The sequence below is a fragment of the Vibrio sp. 10N.247.311.13 genome (assembly GCF_041467595.1).
GTDB lineage: Bacteria > Pseudomonadota > Gammaproteobacteria > Enterobacterales > Vibrionaceae > Vibrio > Vibrio crassostreae_C.
The window spans coordinates 95,615-117,744 of sequence record NZ_JBFSUX010000001.1; the positions used below are offsets into that span (position 1 = coordinate 95,615).

21 protein-coding genes are annotated in these 22,130 nt (G+C 42.6%); 11 read left to right on the forward strand and 10 right to left on the reverse strand.

Annotation, left to right across the window (positions count from 1 at the left end):
• Positions 1-2: 2 nt before the first annotated feature.
• From cpaB to AB6E52_RS00430, 5 genes are read right to left on the reverse strand one after another with little or no spacing between them, the layout of a single operon-like run.
• Positions 3-752: a Flp pilus assembly protein CpaB gene (gene cpaB / locus AB6E52_RS00410; protein WP_059020093.1), complete on the reverse strand. Its 750-nt coding sequence runs from the start codon at positions 750-752 to the stop codon at positions 3-5.
• The gene (locus AB6E52_RS00415) at positions 745-2,094 is read right to left on the reverse strand and encodes an AAA family ATPase (RefSeq protein WP_102319920.1); all 1,350 of its coding nucleotides are present in this window, start codon (positions 2,092-2,094) and stop codon (positions 745-747) included. The genes cpaB and AB6E52_RS00415 overlap by 8 nt, the downstream gene beginning before the upstream one ends.
• A 38-nt stretch (positions 2,095-2,132) precedes the next feature.
• Positions 2,133-2,663, reverse strand: a complete 531-nt coding sequence (locus AB6E52_RS00420; RefSeq protein WP_061032534.1) for a prepilin peptidase — start codon at positions 2,661-2,663, stop codon at positions 2,133-2,135.
• Positions 2,664-2,672: 9 nt separating this feature from the next.
• Positions 2,673-2,825, reverse strand: coding sequence for a hypothetical protein (locus AB6E52_RS00425; RefSeq protein ID WP_198594302.1), 153 nt, complete (start codon positions 2,823-2,825; stop codon positions 2,673-2,675).
• A gap of 7 nt (positions 2,826-2,832) precedes the next feature.
• On the reverse strand, positions 2,833-3,024 hold the full coding sequence (locus AB6E52_RS00430) for a Flp family type IVb pilin (RefSeq protein WP_102319919.1): 192 nt from the start codon (positions 3,022-3,024) through the stop codon (positions 2,833-2,835).
• A gap of 193 nt (positions 3,025-3,217) precedes the next feature.
• On the opposite strand from AB6E52_RS00430, the gene AB6E52_RS00435 reads away from it, so the two are divergent.
• On the forward strand, positions 3,218-3,961 hold the full coding sequence (locus AB6E52_RS00435; RefSeq protein ID WP_102319918.1) for an AraC family transcriptional regulator: 744 nt from the start codon (positions 3,218-3,220) through the stop codon (positions 3,959-3,961).
• Positions 3,962-4,054: 93 nt separating this feature from the next.
• Positions 4,055-5,743: an AMP-binding protein gene (locus tag AB6E52_RS00440; protein ID WP_102319917.1), complete on the forward strand. Its 1,689-nt coding sequence runs from the start codon at positions 4,055-4,057 to the stop codon at positions 5,741-5,743.
• Positions 5,744-5,834: 91 nt separating this feature from the next.
• Here the strand turns inward: AB6E52_RS00440 and AB6E52_RS00445 are convergent, their stop codons facing one another.
• Positions 5,835-6,041, reverse strand: a complete 207-nt coding sequence (locus AB6E52_RS00445) for a DUF1127 domain-containing protein (RefSeq protein WP_048658140.1) — start codon at positions 6,039-6,041, stop codon at positions 5,835-5,837.
• A 103-nt stretch (positions 6,042-6,144) separates the two neighbouring features.
• Here AB6E52_RS00445 and AB6E52_RS00450 point away from each other — a divergent pair, with 103 nt between their 5' ends.
• The 7 genes from AB6E52_RS00450 (at position 6,145) to AB6E52_RS00480 (ending at position 13,016) form a co-directional block, all read left to right on the forward strand.
• Positions 6,145-7,095: a LysR substrate-binding domain-containing protein gene (locus AB6E52_RS00450; RefSeq protein WP_048615573.1), complete on the forward strand. Its 951-nt coding sequence runs from the start codon at positions 6,145-6,147 to the stop codon at positions 7,093-7,095.
• Positions 7,096-7,140: 45 nt separating this feature from the next.
• The gene (locus AB6E52_RS00455; RefSeq protein ID WP_102319916.1) at positions 7,141-7,356 is read left to right on the forward strand and encodes a VF530 family DNA-binding protein; all 216 of its coding nucleotides are present in this window, start codon (positions 7,141-7,143) and stop codon (positions 7,354-7,356) included.
• Between the two features lie 237 nt (positions 7,357-7,593).
• Positions 7,594-8,232, forward strand: a complete 639-nt coding sequence (locus tag AB6E52_RS00460; RefSeq protein WP_102319915.1) for a response regulator transcription factor — start codon at positions 7,594-7,596, stop codon at positions 8,230-8,232.
• A 171-nt stretch (positions 8,233-8,403) separates the two neighbouring features.
• Positions 8,404-8,988 carry a hypothetical protein gene (locus tag AB6E52_RS00465; protein WP_102319914.1) on the forward strand — a complete coding sequence of 195 codons (585 nt, stop codon included), beginning with the start codon at positions 8,404-8,406 and terminating at the stop codon, positions 8,986-8,988.
• A gap of 88 nt (positions 8,989-9,076) precedes the next feature.
• A complete protein-coding gene (locus tag AB6E52_RS00470) occupies positions 9,077-9,757 on the forward strand; it encodes a molecular chaperone (RefSeq protein WP_102319913.1) in 681 nt (226 codons plus the stop codon).
• 10 nt (positions 9,758-9,767) lie between these two features.
• Entirely contained in the window at positions 9,768-12,158 is a 2,391-nt protein-coding gene (locus tag AB6E52_RS00475; RefSeq protein WP_102319912.1) for a fimbria/pilus outer membrane usher protein, read from the forward strand.
• Between the two features lie 3 nt (positions 12,159-12,161).
• Complete coding sequence (locus AB6E52_RS00480; protein WP_102319911.1) at positions 12,162-13,016, forward strand: hypothetical protein; 855 nt, start codon at positions 12,162-12,164, stop codon at positions 13,014-13,016.
• A 232-nt stretch (positions 13,017-13,248) separates the two neighbouring features.
• Here the strand turns inward: AB6E52_RS00480 and fusA are convergent, their stop codons facing one another.
• The gene (gene fusA / locus AB6E52_RS00485) at positions 13,249-15,336 is read right to left on the reverse strand and encodes an elongation factor G (protein ID WP_017058825.1); all 2,088 of its coding nucleotides are present in this window, start codon (positions 15,334-15,336) and stop codon (positions 13,249-13,251) included.
• Between the two features lie 234 nt (positions 15,337-15,570).
• Positions 15,571-16,950 (reverse strand): DNA repair protein RadA, encoded by a 1,380-nt coding sequence (gene radA, locus AB6E52_RS00490; protein WP_102319910.1) that lies wholly within the window; start codon positions 16,948-16,950, stop codon positions 15,571-15,573.
• A 161-nt stretch (positions 16,951-17,111) separates the two neighbouring features.
• Between radA and AB6E52_RS00495 the strand changes: the two genes are divergently transcribed.
• Positions 17,112-19,457 carry a PilZ domain-containing protein gene (locus AB6E52_RS00495; RefSeq protein WP_017058827.1) on the forward strand — a complete coding sequence of 782 codons (2,346 nt, stop codon included), beginning with the start codon at positions 17,112-17,114 and terminating at the stop codon, positions 19,455-19,457.
• Between the two features lie 122 nt (positions 19,458-19,579).
• Here the strand turns inward: AB6E52_RS00495 and serB are convergent, their stop codons facing one another.
• Entirely contained in the window at positions 19,580-20,560 is a 981-nt protein-coding gene (gene serB, locus AB6E52_RS00500) for a phosphoserine phosphatase (RefSeq protein ID WP_017058828.1), read from the reverse strand.
• A gap of 109 nt (positions 20,561-20,669) precedes the next feature.
• Between serB and AB6E52_RS00505 the strand changes: the two genes are divergently transcribed.
• Positions 20,670-21,281, forward strand: a complete 612-nt coding sequence (locus AB6E52_RS00505) for a YtjB family periplasmic protein (RefSeq protein WP_076655999.1) — start codon at positions 20,670-20,672, stop codon at positions 21,279-21,281.
• Positions 21,282-21,408: 127 nt separating this feature from the next.
• Here AB6E52_RS00505 and deoD read toward each other — a convergent pair whose 3' ends face one another.
• Positions 21,409-22,128 carry a purine-nucleoside phosphorylase gene (deoD, locus tag AB6E52_RS00510; protein WP_017066980.1) on the reverse strand — a complete coding sequence of 240 codons (720 nt, stop codon included), beginning with the start codon at positions 22,126-22,128 and terminating at the stop codon, positions 21,409-21,411.
• Positions 22,129-22,130 lie beyond the last annotated feature (2 nt).

The window sequence follows — 22,130 nt, forward strand, 5'->3', positions numbered from 1 at the left end:
CCTCAATCCTTGACGCGCACATTAGATGTTTCTGTACCTTTGATAATGGTGACACTTGGTCTAGGCACATATCGACGAACCACTTTTTTCTCAACTTCATGTGGGTTTCTCAAAGTCAGCTGAATACTGCCTTTGCTTTTAGCCGTGAGAAGTTTCTCGGCCTCTTTCGGCGTCATCTCAAGAGTTACCGCTCGTACAATAATTGGACTGTTTTCATTCGTTTTAGCCGTTTGATCTACAGCCAAAACCTTAATATCTTTAAGAACCGTTTGAGTAGCTGCAGAATTTTTTCCGTAAGAAACCGTATTGAGAATATCAACCTTGTTACCCGGTAATAAGAAACCTGCCACACCAATAACATCATCAACACGTATCGTTACCGCACGTTTATTTTCAGGGATAAGAGCTGCAAGCGTTGACCCTTCTCCTGGTACAGTAAATCGTAACTTGTGAAGCACCTCTCCGGCATAAATGGTATTAGCGACAACCTTACCGATTAGCTCAGATTGATCCGAATAGTTGTTTTCATTGATCCAATCAACTTCCATCAACTTCGTCGTTAAATACTGCTCTTCAATTATGGTTCCAGCTTCGATTTCTTGTGAGGCGACAACAACGGGGTGACGCTCGACCGTTTCAACTTCAACGGTTGGCTGAACTTGATCATCCATCCACTGCTTAGCAAAAAATACAGCCGCTAAGCCGAATACTACGGACAGTAAAAACAGTAGGAAAACTTGACTCTTATTCATTATTCTCTTCCTCGTGTCCATCAGAGGTAAAATAAACTTCCCATGCCATGGAAAGAATATCGAATGTGATAACAGGTGGTAGCTGCTCAAACGAAAGAATATCTTTGCTTATACCAACGAGATCTTTCGGTAAACATGGGAAAAGTGGCACCTTAAGCAGCGTGTGCATTTGAGACAAACGCTCAAAAAAACCGTCTTGAAGCTCGACCTCTTTATCAGCAACGACGCTCATCCATAAAGCTTCATAATCTCGCTGATTAAGTGGCTTGAATTCAATCTTGTAACCTAAACGACGTAAAAAGGCAGGATCGCTTATTTTCTTGGGGTTTAGATTGGTAGAAAAGGCAAGAGTTAATACAAATGGCATCGTAATTTGCTGACCGTTGGGCAGCGATAGATAATCAAAAGCGTACTCCATCGGCACTATCCATCGATTCAGCAATGTGTCTACAGGCATAGGTTGACGGCCAAGATCGTCTATCACGAAAATTCCATTGTTTGCCATCATCTGTACCGGGGCTAACCAGACTCGACTGTTTTCTGAGTGATTCACCTCAAGCATATCCATGGTGAGCTCACCACCGACCTGGATATTCGGTCTCTCACAGTTAAGCCAGCGCTTATCGTATTGATCTTTTAGCGAGATAGCTTTGGTACTGCCGTTTCTATCTAAAGGTTTATGGTGTTGTGCAGAGAAAACCTTGATGATATTGCCAAGCGCATAGACGGCATAAGGAATAAACACCGAAGTGTGCAAAGCGTTGACAATACGGCTAGCAACAAAGGTTTTACCAGTACCAGCATGCCCATATAACAAAAGGGCTCGCCCTGAGTTTATTGCCGGCCCTAGGACGGAAATCATTTTATCGATGCCATAGACATCACTTAACGCCGCCTCGACATGTGGACGAGTCACGAGCTCAGCCCTAAGGTCTTGCTGCTTGACCACCTCACTATATTGCTCAAGAGAAACTGGGGCTGGACCTAAATAAGCATCACGCTTGAAAGCTAAATCGGCTTCTTCTAGCCCTTTCTCTGAGAGAGAATAACGAACATGACTATGTGATGCAGATGAGAGAGAAAGATCTGAGGTAGGTTGAAAAACCTCAATTAGAGATTTTTTCCTCAATACCGCCAAAGCACTTTCCACAATATGAGTCACAACACATATATGGTTGGAAAGTTCTAAAACGTCCGATTTAGGGTATGCAGACAAATGCTTAAGTACGAGATTTTCAATCACGACTTCAGGAATTCCCAACGTATCAAGTGATGTTGGGACAACAGGAGCTGATATTTGCGGTTTTAATGTTGTTGAAGCCGTATGCCCTATAATATCCATTATATTATTCCTCTCCACAAAGCTTACCAACAACAGCTTTAATTAAAATAGCTATACATCGCTAATCCTATGACAACAGAGGGGGCAAAAGGCATTGTCACTTTATTTAAGTATCGATTATGAAAATTAGTACGCTCATCTTTGACTGGTGAAACACCACTCAATAAAATAAGTTTATTTTGGAAATAACCTTTAATGCTGACACTACTTGAGTTAGCGTAGTTATACAGTAAATAAAAGGATCCGATCATCCCAGAAGCAAGTAAGATAAAGTACGATGCATCAAGTATTTGTCCCCACCCAAGATACATTCCAACAACGCCCAATAACTTCACATCACCTGCAGACATTGCTCTCATAAAATACAAAAGCAAACCAAACCCAAAAAGTACTGCAAACCCTGCTAATGAAGACAAGAAAAAGCCCAACGTATAATTGCTATCAAACATTGACAAAAAATAAACAAACAAAAGAAGTATCAATATTTTATTAGGTATACGATGCTTCTCAACATCGTATACCGAAACTGCAATTAGCAGCGCCCAAAAAGCAGAAGGCTCATTAATCATATTTTCTATTTATACACTCGATATAATACTCTGGAACTTACTAAGTAAGGCTGTTGCCATTCCAGAAAAAATAAATCCAACAGCAAGAACAAGTGAAGCAGCACCAATCACGTATTCGACCGTAGTAAGCCCTTTTTGCTGTCTTGCTCTTTTCTTATCCATGATCGTATCAACCACTACTCGTAGTGTTACCAACGTTAGCAACAATAGCGTTTAATTTATTTGCCAGAGTATTACCTAGGCCAGAAAATACAGTTGTTAAGCCTAAAACCAATAATGCTGCACCGATTACATACTCGATTACAGTCAACCCTTCTTCATCTTTCATGAATTCTTTGCAATTATTCAAAAACTTACCCATGACAACCTCTCCTTGATTTTCATAACAGGCTTCGTTTACCTGTAAAGTAAATCTAGAGGTGAGTCACACATTCGGTTAGGATTTTTTTGCCATTTACTTGCACTTTTTTGTTGTACTTCTAATCTCTGTAATAACTCCCTTATTTCTAAATTTTCACATCTGGCCCTTTATATATGATACAGGTTTAGTAGAAATGAAATTAATAACACCACTGCTATCAGATATAGATAGCGAGTTTAATTCAATTATTATAAATAAAATTAGTCGCTACTTCCCTGTGGAAAATTTTCAACAAGATATATCAGTTATCAGTAACTTAGATGTAAAAATTGTATTTTTCATTTTAAATAGAGAAAGTGAAATTCAATTACTTACCATGGCATTATCTATTTGTAAAAACCTAAACAAGCGGATAGTTTTAATTTCTCCATTTGAGATACCTAATATCATTCGAAATCATAAGAATATATTTTTCATTATAGAAACGAGTAACAATCATCTGACCAGTGCCTTCGAAGAATTAAAGAGTAAAACACAGCATATCTTTGAAGCACACTTCGACCTCGATAGAGACATGAATAGCAACAACCAGGAGCCGACCAAGCAGTTTACTTCTGAAGTTGTTAATTTTGTTATGGATAACATTAACAAGGAAATAAGAGAAACGGACATAGCTGAAAAATGTCACTGTTCAGCAACCTATTTTTCTAAAAAGTTTCATCTACACTTTGGAGTAAGCTTTAGAGACTTTGTGTGCGATAAACGAATACTGTTAGCCAAAAAGTTGATTGAGGCGGATACCGAATCAAAAATAGCTGTAATTTCTTATCAATGTGGCTACAAGGATGTGTCGTATTTTTCAAGAATTTTTAAGAAAAGGACGGGCGTAACCCCTGCAAGCTACAGACGTGCCTGCACAGATAACAGAAAACGCTAATTTTACTCCCTAAAAGAAAAAATCATGGTACATTTAACATGATTTTAACAAAAATAACCAAAAATAACTTAGCGAAAAACATGGAGTTAGACAATGATTCAGCCTAACGAGTTTAGCCAAGAACAAGCAACAGCTCTCCCTACACCCAATGACATGATTTTAAAATGGGCAGAAGATCGCCCAGATGAAGTCTATTTGAAACAGATTATTAACCGTCAATTTGTCGAATTTACTTATAAAGAAGTAGCCGACAAAGCACTGAAACTGGCGTCAGCATTAGAAGGACTCGGAGCCCAACCTGGCGATCGAGTCGCTCTCGTATCGAAAAACTGTGCAGAGTGGTTCATCTGCGATCTTGCCATGATGTTAGGAGATTTTGTCAGCGTCCCAATCTTTCCAACAGCAGGTGCAGATACCATTCAGTACTGTATTGAACACAGTGAATGTAAAATTGTGATTGCGGGTAAGCTTGACGATCCTAAAGCCACTCAAAAAGTACTTGATGACAACCCGAGCTTGGTGAGTATTTCACTGCCATACGACAGCGCAGCGAAGTGCCAACACACTTTCGAGCAGCTCATTGAGACACATGAACCATCAACCAAACGCCCTCAGCATCACGACGATAAGCTGATGTCACTTGTTTATACATCGGGTACATCAGGGTTACCAAAAGGCGCAATGCTCACCTACGGCGCGTTTACTTGGTCTGTTCAAAGGTTGATTGACCATATTGGGATCCAACCTGGCGATCGCCTGTTTTCTTACCTACCGCTTGCTCATATTACAGAACGCGTTTACATCTTTGGTTCTTCAGTAATGGGGGGCGTGGTTACGGCTTTCCCTGAATCTTTAGACACCTTTATTGATGATGTGAAAATGCATCGCCCTACGCTGTTTATTTCAGTTCCTCGCTTATGGACTCTGTTCCAGCAGCGAATCCAAGACAAATTGCCACAGAAGAAACTGAACTTCTTACTGAAGATTCCGTTTATCAACAACATCATTAAGAAGAAACTTGCTGATGGCTTAGGGTTAGACCAAGCTCGCGTTCTTGGATGTGGTTCTGCACCTGTATCACCCGCTCTACTCGCATGGTATGAGAGTGTTGGCCTGCACATTACCGAGGCATGGGGCATGACAGAGTCTTTCGCCTACAGCACGCTCAACTACCCATTCAGAGCCGATAAAATTGGTACGGTTGGTAATGCAGGTCCAGGGATCGAACTCAAAATAGCTGAAGATGAAGAGATTCTAGTTCGAGGCAAAGGCTTATTCTCTGGTTACTACAAGAATGATATTGCAACCCAAGAGTCTTTTAACTCGGATGGTTGGCTTCATACCGGTGATATCGGTGATATCGATAGTGAAGGTTACCTAACGATTCGTGGGCGTAAGAAAGATACCTTTAAAACCGCTAAAGGTAAGTTTGTTGCCCCTGTACCAATCGAAAACAAACTGTTTGAGTACAGCCGCGTAGAAATGATGTGTTTGATAGGTCTTGGCCTACCTGGTCCAATCCTACTTGTGGTACCGCATGACTTCCCTAATTTCGATCGAGCTCGCTATGAGAAAACGACAAAGCGCGTTATCGAGAAAATGAACGAGCAGCTTGGTTCACACGAGAAGATCAAAGGTGTATTGATGATTAAGGAACCATGGAGCATTGAGAATGGCGTGTTAACCCCGACTCTCAAAATCAAGCGACATATCCTTGAGCAGAAATACCATGAAGTTGGTCATAACTGGCCGAAAGATAAATTGGTGGTTTGGGAAGAATAATTAAAATCGAGAGGGAGCCATTATGGCTCCTTTTTTGGCAGCAAAGTACGCTCAACCTTAGATTAGCCAGTCCCTCCCCTAACACTCCCACTCACTCCCAAAACGATTTTTTCAGTTCCTTATCAACTTGTTCCTGTGTAATCCCTACATCTCTCAACAAATACTCTGGTAGCTCAGACAGCTGCTTTCTGGTTCTACGATTTTGAAAGTACATGCCTAATTTAGAATAGAATTTCTTAATTGATAATGATGATAAAAATGAATGGTTGGTATTTGCTGTTGCTGTGATCGTATTCATAGCCTTTCTCCTGTTGATCTTTTGCTTTGTTATGGTCAATAATCGACCAACAGAGCAACATCGACAAACGATAGATACTGGCATTCAGTTAAGGAAAACTAATGTGAGAGAGCGTACCCCACCATTCCAAGGGATCTACTATTTTTACACGGCGGCAGAAACAGGCAGTTTTAAACTCGCCGCACAAAAGCTATTTGTCACGGCTGCAGCAGTCAGCCAACAAATTCGCCAACTTGAAGAGTGGTTAGGCGCAGATCTGTTTATTCGCCAGCACCGAAAAATAGTATTAACCCATGAAGGTGAAGTGCTTTACCTGCAAGCGAAGAAAGGCTTTGCTCATATTCAAGATGGGGTGAGACGAATCAACCAAGATCCTAACCCCACTCAACTGTCGATCTCTACCGTGCCTTCCTTTGCTCAGCATTGGCTCGTACCAAGAATTGGCGACTTTCGCGATCGCCACCCTGATCTATCCATGCTAATTGAGCCGACCAATAAGCTAGTCACATTTGAAGATTCTAATGTCGATATCTGCGTTCGATACGGTCATGGAGACTACCCAAACATCGAATCACGTTGGTTGATGGACGAGGTCATTTACCCGGTTTGCCACCCTATTTATCAAGAGAAACATGGTATCTATGACATCGACGATCTGCATAAAGCGGAACTTATTGAAGACCGTTGGCCTGATATGGATTGGAATCTCTGGTTACAAGTCGCAGGGGTAAAAGCTGGCCGAACATCACTGCAATTTGATGGCTCTCATTTTGTGTTAGAAGGTGCGCTATCCGTTCAAGGTGTCGCGCTTGTTAAGCACAGCTTGGTATACCGCTATTTACAAGAAAAGAAATTGGTGCGAATCGGAAACATCGCGCTGAAGCCTAAGTACAATTATTTTTTGTGTGCGCCTCCAGGTTACTTTCATCGAGAAAAGATAAAACGCTTCGAAGAATGGATGCAGGCTCAAGTTAAATTGTTTGGTGACACTGGTAGAGAAGAGCTGTCGATTATCCACACCGATTACGAACTTAAATGGTCTGATAATTCATAAAGCGAAACTGGTATACTGAGCTCAAATAAATGGCGAGAACATCTCATGACACAAGACAATAATCCACTTCACGGTATCACTCTACAGAAGCTACTGACTGAATTGGTTGAACATTACGGTTGGGAAGAGTTGAGTTACATGGTGAACATCAACTGCTTTAAAAAAGACCCAAGCATTAAATCGAGCTTAAAGTTTTTGCGTAAAACAGATTGGGCTCGTACCAAGGTAGAGCAAATCTACATCCAACTAAAAACTAGCTAGTCCCTACCTTTAACAAACGCACCATTTACGGTACTAAAGTATGAACCCATTGGTGCGCATTCCATTCAATTTTGTTATTTTCCTTTGAAAATCAATAATTAAAACAAATAGCACATCCATTCCATTGAATAATGCTCAATCAATACTAATATTATTGAACCAGAGACAGTGGGATAACTCCCCATTAACCTAGCGATTAATAAAGATTTTGTGTATGAGTAAATAGAGAGGTCAATCATGGAAGTTGATTCTGAACTCGCGTTAGACATTCATGTCCTTACCCGCAATAATTCATACTATAGGGTGATAAAAGACCTACTTTCGGTATCTATTCCTAGCGCGCAAATCACTCATTCCCAATGCTTTGTGCAAGTACCGAAACTCGAACCTGAAACGGTTGTTTTATTTGATATTCAAACAATGCCATGCCCCAAAAGATACGGATTTATCCTACATGAACGAAACGAATTTTGGTTAGCAGTCAATGTGAATGACAATACCTCTACAGTATGGCTAGAGAAAGGCTTTTCAGGGCAAGTCGGTCAGCACTTTGAGTTTATATCGAAAGCAATTTTATCTGTTTATCAAGAAGATATATGGTTCCCAAGGTCAGTGTTAAATAAGCTGGTTTCTTCCTATCAAAGCAATGAGCCTAATTATGAATCAGCTTGCGAAAATATAATCAATTACAAAGAGTTAACTAAAAAGGAAAGGGATACCTGCACATTGATGCTAAAGGGGCTTTCAAACTCTCAGATTGCATCTCAGCAGCACGTCAGTATCAATACAGTGAAAACTCACTCATCAAACTTACTTCGTAAATTAAACTTACGATCGAGATATGAACTTCTTGCTCAAGTAAAAAGCGCTAACTAGGTAGCAACAAGGTTAAATCAAAAGAAAAATGAATTATGACAAAACTCATTCTAAACTCACCCTATGCAAACGATATTTTTCACTCCATGTGATGAGGTTTGACTAACCGTTCCCTCGTAGTCTTTAGAGGCGATGCACAGATATGCATCTTAACTAACGAGGGATTGAGTTATGAAAAAGTTACTTCTTGCTACTGCTGTAGCAGCCGCTTCACTTTCTTTTGGCGCTTCTGCGGTTCAATTTAATAATGCTGTGGACTTTACGACACTGAGTAACACGGACCAAAAAACGATTCGAATTGAAGGCCGAGTTCCAAAACGCTGTCTACTGCGAATAGGTAAGAAAGATGTGAAGAATAACGTTCTACGCAAAGCGAACAAAGTGCACGAGGATTCATGGTCCAATGGCTTCAACAATAAGGAAGTTTTGGTAGGTAACTTGCGTGCATGGTGTAACTACGGAACTGATTTGGAGTTTTCAGTAACAGCTTACCAGCTAAACGGCGTAACCAAGCACAATATGAGTGAAAAAATTAACTACGCAGTGATAATTGGTTCAGATACGGTGGCGAACACCGAAAACGACCATGGCATGGAGGTAACGGCGTCGCCAATTCCATCATTGGGCGAACACTTGGTGAACAAAATCAACAAGCATCCAATTTATGTACAACCTGAAGATTCAGGCTTTGCACGAGCAGGTAAATATAAAGGTAAAATCAAAGTGAGTCTTGCTGCAGCAGGTCCAGCAAGCTAATAACCGAATGACGCTTTATGGATAATGTCTTTTAGGCAAGAAACTTGGCTCGGTTCTCGAGCCAAGTTTATTTTATGGAGAAATATCAATGACTAGGATTATAACTCTTCTATTTTCTTTATTGTTCAGCTCAGCCCTTTTCGCGTACGAAGTCAGCCCAATCTATCTAGAACTTGATGATGTTGGTCGAAATGCACAAGGCTTGTATAAAGTGACTAATGTGGAAGAAGAACCAATCCTCTTAGAAGTAAATGTCTATCAAACTGATTTTTCTACTGGCGAAGAAATTTTAACACCATCGGAAGATGAGTTTCTCGTCCTTCCACCTCAAGCTAAAATTGACGGGCAAAAATCTCAGACTTTCCGCGTACGTTACATGCCAACAGGACCTATAAAACAAACCGTCACCTACCGTATCGTCTTTTCGCAAATTGAACTAGAAAATCAAATTGAGGAAGATGACGACAGTTCTATTTCCATGTTATTAGAGTTTGCGACTTTGGTTTTTGTCTCTCCCACATCCAGTAAATCAATTCCAACTACTACACTCCAAAATCGCCAGGTTGCTATCCGTAACGATGGCAAACGAGTACTGAACATGAATGGTATGGAGTTCAGCTTCTCTGGTGACAAAGCAAACAAAACGGTCGATTGGGAAGTATTAAGTAAAAAGACAAGCGCTTACTTAATGCCAGGAACAACCGTCAAGTACACCTTACCAAGTGAATTAGGGCAGCCAGAGAAAGTTTCTGTTAAAACAATAGACTAGTGAGGTTTTCATGAAAAATCTCATTTTATGTCTCACTCTCATTACTGTTATACAAACCGCGCTCGCGCAAAGTTGGTTGTTCCCATTCCCAGTAACTTGGGGGGAAAACACTATCGGCGAAGTAAATGCGTATTCTGATGGTATGACTGTTGGATCCATTAACGTAGAACAGCTTGTGCAGGCAACTGAAAAGCTGATCAACCCTGAGACATTGGTGGCGCTACGAAATTTCTCCGAAGAGTACATTACGATAGAACAACTGAACCATATGGGTATCAGTGCAACCTTCAATTCCTCCGATCAAAATATTAACCTAGTTATTGATGAAACCGCTGCTGCTGAGTTTTTGCTTTCGTTTGGTAGCAAATATGAACCCGCCCAATACTCAGAAAGCGCTTTTTGGACAATGCAAAATACATTAAATGCCAGTACTGACTACTCCTTGTTTAACGACTCTAATACAGAGGACACCCAAACGTGGCTTGGTGAATGGTTATTAAAAACCAATATTGGCGGCGTTCGAGGCGCTAATATTGACATTTCCGGTTTTGTTACTGGTGGTAACGATATCAACTCTGACGTCTATCGTGGCGAAGCTCGTCTTTTCTTCGATGAACCGACAACCCCTTTTCGACTTACCTTTGGCGATGTAACCCAAGCAAGTGCCGGACACCTTCCTAGTACACCTCTCGGTGGACTTGCTTTTGAACGTTTGTACCAAGACTTACAACCTACCCGGAATATCCAAAATGGCGGAACTCAACCACTGGTACTGAATGAGAGTGCTGATATAGAAGTCTATATTAACGACGTTTTTCTCACTGAAATTCGCTTACCTCCAGGTCGATATACACTAGACGACTTGCCTCTCGTTTCTGGTACCAATGATGTTCGGTTGGATATTAGTTATCAATCAGGTCGAACCGATACCATCGTTTATAGCCAGTTCTTTAACTCGCGTTTGTTACGCGAAGGTATTTCAGATTTTGGATTCTACTCTGGTTTAACGTCGACGATTGAAGATAACAACTTTAAGTATGACGACGAGCAATGGGTAACTTCTGGTTATTATGACTATGGTATTAGCGATACCTTAACAGCCGGTGCAAACGCTTTGTATCACCCTGAAGGACAGCAACTAGGCGTGATTGCAACAATAGGTTCTGATTGGGGGAATTTAGGCGTTAGAGCTTCAGCACAAAACAACAAGCCCAATAACGATACAGGTAGCATCTACAGCTTAGATTATTCCCATCAACTATGGGGAACAGACAGTTATGGCTCCCCAAACTTTCGCCTTGGTAGTGAATACCAGGATAATTATTTTGCACTACCCTGGCAGATTGCAGATGCGAGTACTGGACTTCGTGTCTTTTCAAACTACGTTTTCAGTATTACGGATAACCTTAGTTTAATCCTGAGCGGTGACTATCGTGATTTTGAAGAGGCTGAAGTGCAATGGCAGGCTTCTACTGAAGTTGCTTGGCAATTTTATAATATATCACTCTCTGCTGGTATAGAGAAAGAAGATAACCCAAATGAAAACATTGACGAAACCCGTTTTACTTTTTCAGCAGATTGGGACTGGAACTCTGACAATGGAGAATACAATGCAAATATATCCTACTCCAACGAACCAGATACCTATCGAGCTCAATTTCAACGCCCATCAGAGGACTATACGGGCAGTTATGGCTATGCGATGACTGCTGAAGGCGAGAGCGACTCTCAAACTTACTCTTTCGAGGGTAATTATGTGGCAAACCGTTTTATCACAGATGCTAAGGTTTCTCACCTAGCATTTGATAACTCAGCAAACTACCAAACCGCTTCTTTACGAGCAAGTACAGCGCTTACCCTGGCTGACGGTAACTTAGCTTGGTCACGTCCCATCAATGGTCCAGTGGCAATTATTGCCGTTCATAACTCGTTAGATGCTGATGTAGAAATTAATGCGGTTGCAGATGATCCTGCAGAAGCAATATCTACCTATACTATTAGTAATGCCGTTCAGTTGTCTGGAGGGCACCAATTGTCCAGTATCTACATTGATGTGCCAGACGCACCGATAGGTTATGACTTTGGCTCCCACGAGTACAGCATTACGCCAGGATCACAAACAGGCCATCTAATAAAAATCGGATCGGCAGCATCGAAAACCATCATTGGTAAAATTGAGATCGGACAAGAAAAACCATTAAAGCTCTTCCAAGGTCAGTTGGTTGGACAACAGAAAACGTATGAATTTTTCACTAATCGATCAGGCAGGTTCGTTGTGGAAGGCGTTGCACCGGGCAACTACACCATCGTCATAGATGGCTTTAGCCCAACAAAATTGAACGTCCCAGAAATCAATGACAACCTGATTTATCTACCAACTTTACTTATTAAAGAGGGATAAACCATGAAACACTTTCTAAAGATCTCAGTGTTCGGTTTAGCCATGTTATCTCAACCAATTTGGGCCGCCGAATGCAATGGCAAGTGGATGCTAAACATCGACAGAAGCAATGTTGAATTTAAGCGAGATTTAGGCGCTTATATTCCTGTTTATTTAGAGTTGTCACGTGATATTCAGAACTGTCGATTCCCAATGGCCATAGTATCGGTCAACAATAAACAATCTAGCTACTTAAGTTCAATTGGAACGAATTTGCCCCTTACTATTCTGGACAAGAACTTCCGTCAATTGAGTCACTTTCCTAGCAAAGGTTTTCAACTACCTCTGGATAATAGCCAAAGGACGAAGTTTTGGATAAAGGTACCAGAAGCTAAAGTAGCAGCATCTGGTAACTATAACGGACTTCTTGAAGCCTCTATTTCCTTAGATAGAAAGCAAGAGACCAAAAATGCCAAAGTTAAACTCAAAGTCCCAGCGTTTGTAGCTTTCAACTCAGTGCCAAATGCGCCACACGTTCAACGTTCAGGGAGCTCAGGTTATCGCTTCCAACTTGGTGATCTTGAATCTAACCGCACCTACCGTTCTGATTTTGATCTTCTTTCAAACTCGAATGTAAGGTTAGTTGTAAAGCAAAAATATGGAGAGTTAAAGCAGAAGTCGGAACCCAATATCTCGATCCCATATACGTTGCGATTTAATAATGCTTTGGTAAACCGGAAGTCAGTTTATACCTTCTCAAACAATGATGAAACCAAGCGTTGGGGGCTCCCCCTTGAAGTAATGCTAGGTAACATAGACTTTGCGAGAGCTGGTAAATATCAAGATACGATAACGGTTGAAGTTAAAGCTATGCCATAGATACACGTGATGAAGAAACCTACGGTTTAGTCAGTGGACAGCTAAAAATATTAACGAACACCGTATATGGCTCTACCACTATCCTATGAAAAGAAATTAATGCATCACTGTAACTTTAAGTTTTTGGATATAAGCACTTAAGATAAGAGAGCAGAATTAGTTTTGTTGAAAATAAAAAGCCCCGCAAGCTTTCACTTGCGGGGCTTTTTTAGCTAATTGAGAAAAGGGCTAATTACTTACCAGCTTCTTTTTCTGCTTTAACTTTTGCAATCACTTCGTCAGCAACGTTAGTTGGACATGGTGCGTATTGTGCGAATTCCATAGAGAATTGGCCACGACCAGAAGTGATAGTACGTAGGTGACCGATGTAGCCGAACATCTCAGAAAGAGGTACGTCAGCTTTAATACGAACACCAGTTACGCCAGCTTGTTGATCTTTGATCATGCCACGACGACGGTTAAGGTCACCGATAACATCACCAACGTGATCGTCTGGAGTGAACACGTCAACGTTCATGATTGGCTCAAGAAGTTGCGCGCCAGCTTTAGGCATAGATTGACGGAATGCGCCTTTCGCTGCGATTTCAAATGCGATAGCAGATGAATCGACTGCGTGGAAACCACCATCGAAAAGTTCAACTTCAACGTCTAGAGTTGGGAAGCCAGCTAGTACGCCGTTTTCCATCATAGATGCGAAGCCTTTCTCAACTGCAGGCCAGAATTCTTTAGGAACGTTACCGCCCACAACTACAGAGTTGAACTTGAAGCCAGAACCTGCTTCGCCTGGTTTGATACGGTAATCGATCTTACCGAATTGACCAGAACCACCAGATTGCTTCTTGTGCGTGTAGCTATCTTCAATTGCTTGAGTGATAGTTTCACGGTAAGCAACTTGAGGAGCACCTACAGTTAGGTCAACGCCGTATGTACGCTTAAGGATATCTACCTTGATGTCTAGGTGAAGTTCACCCATACCTTTCAGGATAGTTTCGCCAGTCTCTTCGTCAGTCTCAACTTGGAAAGATGGATCTTCTGCAACCATTTTACCGATAGCGATACCCATTTTCTCAGAACCGCCTTTATCTTTTGGAGATACAGCGATTGAGATTACTGGAGTTGGGAATACCATTGGCTCAAGCGTTACTTGGTGCTTAGGATCACATAGAGTGTGACCAGTTTGCACGTTCTTCATACCAACGATCGCAATGATGTCACCAGCTTGTGCGCTAGTTAGTTCGTTACGGTCATCAGCTTGCATCTCAACCATACGGCCAACACGTTCAGTCTTGCCAGTGAATGAGTTAAGAATCGTGTCACCTTTGTTCAGTTTACCAGAGTAAATACGAACGAAAGTTAGAGCACCGAAGCGGTCATCCATGATTTTGAATGCAAGCGCTTTGAAAGTCTCATCTGTAGAAACGATAGCGTGTTCGCCAGTTTCTTCACCGTTCTCATCCATTAGAGGCTGAGGGTCAACTTCAGTTGGTGCTGGTAGGTAATCTACTACAGCATCAAGGATAAGTTGCATACCTTTGTTCTTGAACGCAGAACCACAGAACGTTGGGAAGAATGCGATATCACGAGTACCTTTACGGATACAACGCTTAACGTCTTCAATAGAAGGCTCTTCACCTTCCATGTAAGCTTCCATTAGGTCATCGTCTTGCTCTACAGCAGTTTCGATTAGCTCTTCACGGTATTGCTCAACGTCATCAACCATGTCCGCTGGAACATCTTTGATTTCGTAGTTTTCAGGAAGACCAGTGTCATCCCAAACGTATGCTTTACGGCTTAGTAGGTCTACAACACCAACGAACTCGTCTTCACGGCCGATTGGTAGAACCATTACTAGAGGAGTTGCACCTAGAACGTTTTTAACTTGGTCAACAACGTTGTAGAAGTCTGCACCCATACGGTCTAGTTTGTTAACGAAGATCAGACGAGATACTTCTGATTCGTTAGCGTAGCGCCAGTTAGTTTCTGATTGAGGTTCAACACCACCAGAACCACAGAATACACCGATACCGCCATCAAGAACTTTAAGAGAACGGTATACTTCAACTGTGAAGTCAACGTGTCCAGGAGTATCGATAACGTTTAGACGGTGATCGTTCCAAAAACAGCTTACAGCTGCTGATTGGATAGTAATACCGCGCTCAGCTTCCTGTTCCATGAAGTCAGTCGTTGATTCGCCATCATGTACTTCACCAGTCTTGTGGATTTGACCAGTTAGCTTAAGGATACGCTCAGTGGTAGTTGTTTTACCCGCATCAACGTGCGCGAAAATACCAATGTTTCTGTATTTCGATAAATCTGCCATTGTCTTACTCTGTTAATAGGATATAAAATGCGCGCAGAGTATATCACAATCTGTGAAGACTGATAGCTTTGCATGCATTTGGGACTAAAAAACTTTGCCTTTTTCTAACATATAGAAAAAGGCACTCAGTAGTAACAATCTAAATGATTGTTAATTATAGTGCTAACCTAAAGCCTAATCGGCGTTAAGGTTAGGCTGAATTGCTGCTGTATAGAGTAGCTGAAGTGAGTTCAATTACAACTCATCAAAAGCATTAATTGCTTCCGATAATTTTTTCACACCGTGGATCTGCATTCCTGGAATGCCACCTTTAGGCATGTTAGCCGCCGGTACAATCGCTTTCTTAAAGCCGTGTTTAAATGCTTCATTTAAACGCTCTTGTCCGCTCGGTACAGGTCGAATCTCACCCGCTAGGCCTACTTCTCCAAATACCACCACATCTTTTGGTAATGCGCGGTCTCTGAAACTAGAAAGTAGAGCCATCACCAACGCAAGATCAGCACTGGTTTCGGTTACTTTAACACCACCGACGACATTCACAAACACATCTTGGTCAGCCATTTGTAAGCCGCCGTGTTTATGCAGCACCGCTAATAACAAAGAAAGCCTGTTTTGCTCTAGGCCTACAGCGACGCGACGTGGGTTAGCCAGCTGTGAATAATCCACCAGCGCTTGGATTTCGACAAGAAGTGGACGCGTCCCTTCCCACACCACCATGACAGAACTGCCCGAGGTTTCTTCTTCACCACGAGACAAGAAGATAGCGGATGGGTTGCTGACTTCTTTTAGCCCTTGGCCTGTCATCGCAAACACACCCAGTTCATTCACTGCACCAAAACGGTTTTTGTGGCTGCGTAGCGTTCTAAAACGGCTATCGGTTCCGCCATCTAATAAAACAGAACAGTCAATAATGTGCTCAAGTACTTTTGGCCCTGCTAAGGTGCCGTCTTTAGTTACGTGTCCAACTAAGAACACAGCAACGTTATTCTGTTTTGCGTAGCGCGTTAATGCGGTTGCCGATTCACGAACCTGTGCAACACTGCCCGGAGAAGATTGAACATCCGCAACGTGCATAACTTGGATCGAGTCGATAACCATGATCTTAGGTTGTTCTTTTTCTGCAACCTGACAAATCTTATCCACGTTCGTTTCTGAGAGCATCTTTAGGTGCTCTTTTGGCAATCCAAGTCGAGACGCACGCATCGCGACTTGTTGCAGAGATTCTTCCCCGGTTACATAGAGAGTCGGTAATTGAGAAGAAAGCTGACACATGGTTTGTAATAGCAGCGTTGATTTACCGGCACCCGGGTTACCACCAATCAGGATCGCAGCACCCGGTACGACACCACCACCAAGTACGCGGTCTAGCTCTTTAAAGCCACTGCTAAAACGTGGGACTTCTTGCAGATCGATTTCTGACAGCGTTTGAACCGAAGATTCAGTTGCACCGCCCGCATAACCACTCAATCGTTCATTACGTGCGACCTGAGGTGAAGCGGCTAACCTAATTTCTGTAATCGTGTTCCAAGCACCACATGCATTGCACTGCCCCTGCCAACGTGGAAAATCGGCACCACAGTCATTACACACATAAGCTCGCTTTGCCTTCGCCATAAAACCTCAATAATTTACTCAATTACACAATGATGTTGTCAATTTGTGACTTATTTGACCGTACGGATGAAAATAAAAGTTGCAGTCATACCACTTATACTTAAAGATCGATTTAAACTAGTCGATAACATAAACGCACCGTCCATTCTAACAAGAAAAGTATGCAGCAATCTGAAATTCTATCTGTAGCAGAACGTTTAATCCCGGCTTACCACGCCGAAGATTTCGAATTCCTTCTTTCTCAAATGACAGAAGGGGAATCGCCGTCTCTGAAGCTGCTCGTTAAAATGGAACTGAATCGTATCATGGCTCCGTGTACAAAGAGCATTGATTTACGCGGGCGTATTGATAATGAGTGTCGTCAGTTCACTCTCGATGGCCGTAAGCACTGGCTCGATGATATCGCTTTAAACGCATATCAACGTGGTACGAAAAAGTTTAAAGGTTACACAGAAGGCGCATGGGAGTTAGTAATGACTCCGCGAACTCAGCCTCTGAGCGTTGTTAAAACATCTTCTCAAGGTAACCACGACATTACTAGCGCTAATAGCCCGTACGAAGCGGAAGCTATTAACCTAGGTTACGACTTAAAACGCCAAGAGAACAGACTCAAGATTAGCTCGCAGGTCGAGATCACCACATCGAAAGGGCAAAGCCTACATGGTGTAACGGTTGATATCTCCCCGTCGGGTGCAAAGTTCAAAGTACCGAGCGCCTTTCGATACAACCTCGGCGAGATCATCAGCGTTAAGTTCTCAGAGCTTATCGAAAAGTCCCAAGAAAACGATGTTAACCAAGCGGTTGAATTTCGTGTTTTGGGTATCGACGAATCTTATGAGAACAACGCGGTCAAATTTCTAAGAACCATCAAGGTAAGCGACAACAATATTGTGGCTCGCTTACTCGATGAGTCTTTAAATAGCACCAGTAAGAAAACCAGCCATGAGAATCAAGATAGGATTATTCGAACTCGTACTCGAGGAATCGAACATACCTATCTAAAGCATACTTGTAACCTACCCCTGTTTTTCAGCGGCAGCGAACTAAAGCTTGCCCTACTGACGGATAACAACCATCCATTATGGCAATATTGGCACGACGAACGAAATCAACAAGCGCTGGGTACCCTGTTCAACGAGCAACGTATGAACCTGTTGGCGAAACCAGGAGTGAAGGGAACCAGTAACGTTATCTACTCTTTTACCCATGAACACCAAAACAAGACCTTGTTCTATTCAATGATGCTGCCTGAAGCCTCTCGTGAACAAAGACAGCTGTTCTGGCACATCGGTGGCAAACGTAAAAGTTGGAAGGCGTTCAAGTTCTCGGTTTTCGAACTTTCAGACACTGAGCGACAAGCATTAGCTAAACACTCGGATACGCTGGCTCAAAGCTCAGCTCAACTGACGCATTGCGGAATCTTGCAAGAGATTGGCGATCACGAAAGTGCGGCGGACTATCTTCTGAGTGAAAAGCCACGCATTCCAAGCAGTGAATTGAACCGCTTCCGTCACCCGCGTACTGTCGTCGGCAATATTCAAAGCATCTACTTTGACTCTCAGACTCGTCGTAAAGAGCCGAGATACCAATTTAAGTCACCGTTGCAACTTACATCACAAGATGGCACAGCGGCGAACGGACACACCTTAGATATTTCGAAGCGTGGACTGAGCATTAGCCTTGAACACCCAATGGTACTCAAGATTAATGATCCGGTATTAGTGAACTTCAATGAACTGCAGCTCTATGACAAGAACCTGCCACTGAGCACAGTGCCTTACCACGTAATTCGAGTGAGTCCGAATGGTCGCAACGTGCAGTTGGTTATTGCCGAGAACGCCAAGACAATGCGTACCATCGCTTTCCTTAATGGGCTTATCGATCAAAACCAAAGTAAGCTGATTAAGAAGCAAGAGATACTGCCAACACATTCGCTACTCGAATCACTGCACAACATTTTGTTGAGCAAGATGGTCAGTAACCCAATATTCATTGATAAGCCAAGTTCAACGCTGCGCTGTAAGATCATTGGTGTGAATTTCCCACTGAATAAGCATCTAACGTTACTTGCTAAACTTGGTCACAACCAAAAGTTCTCACTCGAGCCAATCTTCAAGGGTCACACCAACTCACTGTTGGCTGAGCCACTAAAAAGAATTGAAGGTGCGGAGCCTAAGCATCATGACGTGTACATTGCTGCAGTGAAGTTTGGCGACAAAATCCAGTCGGTACACACCAAGTTGGTCAAAGACTTCGCCTCAGCAAAGGAACGCATCTTATTCATCAAGAAAGCGCAGCACTTAGGTGATGTGTATGTATTGCGAGTCACCACGGCACCTATCTTTAATCCGCTAACGAGTTTATTCCAGTCGGATTTAGAAGAGCTTTCACGCATCAGTATGCATCAAGCTAAGAAGCTAGAGAATGAGGTGACGGCGTTTATCGGTTATGGCGAGATAGAGGACATTACCGATGAAGTGCTGATTCGATTGGAGCTAACACGCTAGCCTCGAGTGGCGTATTAACTTAAGCATGAAAATTGAAAAAGCAGGCTGATAGCCTGCTTTTTTTGTGTCTGAGCCACTATTGCTAAATAAGATACATAGCCAATAGCACTTAGGTAGAGCCCCTAAGGTTTCGCTTGCCAGCTGATCTTCTGTTGCTTAGCCAATACACCCGACAAGATACACAGCACACCGCCTAAACCTGCGTAACGAACAGCAGTTTGAGCTTGCTGCTCTACTTTTGGTTTTGCGTGGTAGGCAATGCCTAAACCTGCAGAGCCCATCATCACCAAGTCATTGGCACCATCACCAACGGCAACGGTATTATGTAGTTCCAATTCGTACTCTTCAGCCAACTCTACCAAGATATCCGCTTTGGTCTGCGCCGAAACAACATCGCCTAATACTTCACCCGTCAACTTACCGTTGACGATCTCAAGCGTGTTTGATTGAGCATGGTCTAGATCAAGGGTATCTTTCAGGTAGTCAGAGAAGTAAGTAAAACCTCCTGATGCAATCGCTGTTTTCCAGCCAAGCTTATTTAGAGTATTCACCAGCCCGACCAAGTCTGGCATGAATGGCAATGACTGACGCACTTGCTCTAATATCGACTCATCCGCACCTTTCAGTGCTCCTACTCGTTGGCGCAGGCTCTGTTCAAAGTCGAGCTCGCCTTGCATCGCTCGTTCTGTGATTTCAGAGACTAACTCTCCCACTCCAGCTAGCTTGGCAATCTCATCAATGCATTCAATTTGAATCGCTGTGGAATCCATATCCATCACGATCAAACCTGGCTTAGATAAGTCTGGGACCTCGCTAAGGCAAGCATAATCAAGCTTTAGCGCTTGGAGGATTTCTTCGTGTGCTGGCGTTAGATTGCCTGACATCAAAGCCACTTCATAATGCCCAACCTTCCACGTATCGAGGATGGTGTTGTAAGTGCCAGTGAAAAAGTCGATGTCATCGAAAGATTGTGGAGATAGGTACTCACCAAACACAATCCAATTGGCCTTGGATTTAGCGAGTTGAGAAGCGAAACGAGTCTCGGGGAGTCGAGTTAATAATGTCGTATGCCTTTTTATCGGCAGATATTTCTGAGCGTCCATGTGTATGATTCCTAATTAACTATGCTAAACGTTAACCTATTGCAATTTGAAAACGCAAGTCTCAATATGTCTTAATCATAACATTTGTTTATTTCAGGCTTCGTGAAACATGAATGAATCATTGTTCTCAATACGTAACGCTTTACGAATGCTAGCCCTCATTTTGTTGGCTACCATGTTCGTTGTAACGATTAAAAATACGGTCGTGATCAGTAAAGGTAACGAGAAGATCCAAGCAAAACAGTTGGAAACTCTTACCAAGCTGCTTATCTCTCAGGCATCACTTTCAGCCAGCAAGATGATCACGCAACAAGACCAAGAGCGATTGCTTGATCTGACTAACCAGCTATCTCAAGACCGACTGGTGTTCGATACCACCATCTATGATGCAGAGGGTATTCGACTGGCTTCGAGCGAAAAAGCCCTCTCGGTACGTGAGGTTCTTGGCTTAGATACACCACTTTCAACAGCAAGTATCGGCAGACAACAGTTAGTTGAACCTATTTATTCTCCAGAGAAAACGATCATCGGCTTTATTCGAGTGACTTTTGAAACCGGTAAGATGACGGCGATTTCTGATCACCACTACCGCAAAAGTGATCGCTACATGATCGGTATGGTGTTGATGGGGTTTGTGAGTGGCGTGTTGTTCATCATGCTGATTCGCAGAAGACCAACTAAGTCTGGTGAGAACTTACTATTGAAAAATGTAAGCTCATAAACACACTAGGCTGACAATTAATACTAGACTCAGAATAAGTACAGCAATCCAATAAAAAGCCCCGACGCTCAGGCAGCAACGGGGCTTTTTGTTATCTGTTAACTTATCAAGCTAAGACAAATCAAGATTATTCTTGGTCACCAAGCAACACTGAGTCTAGTGCGATAACCATCATGTCGTTGAAAGTCGTTTGACGTTCATCTGATGTCGTTTGCTCACCGGTCTTGATGTGATCAGAAACAGTACAAATCGTTAGAGCTTTGGCGCCATATTCAGCACATACACCATAGATGCCTGCAGCTTCCATCTCTACGCCAACAATGCCGTATTTGTCCATTACTTCGAACATCTCTGGATCTGGCGTGTAGAACAACTCAGCCGAGAACAGGTTACCGACTTTTACGCCAACACCGCGAGCTTTGGCTGCATCTTCTGCCGCGCGCACCATCTTGTAATCCGCAATAGCTGCAAAGTCATGACCTTTAAAGCGAATACGGTTCACTTTAGAGTCAGTACATGCGCCCATGCCGATCACCACATCACGCACTTTGATATCTTCGCTCACTGCACCACAACTGCCGACACGAATGATCTTCTTCACACCAAAGTCTTTGATCAGCTCAGTCGCGTAAATAGAACAAGATGGGATACCCATACCATGTCCCATTACGGAAACCTTACGACCTTTGTAAGTACCGGTGTAACCAAACATGTTGCGAACGTCGCACACTTGAACCACTTCTTCTAGGAAGGTTTCAGCAATGTATTTAGCACGTAGCGGGTCGCCTGGCATTAAAACTACGTCAGCGAAATCACCCATTTCAGCATTAATATGTGGAGTAGCCATTG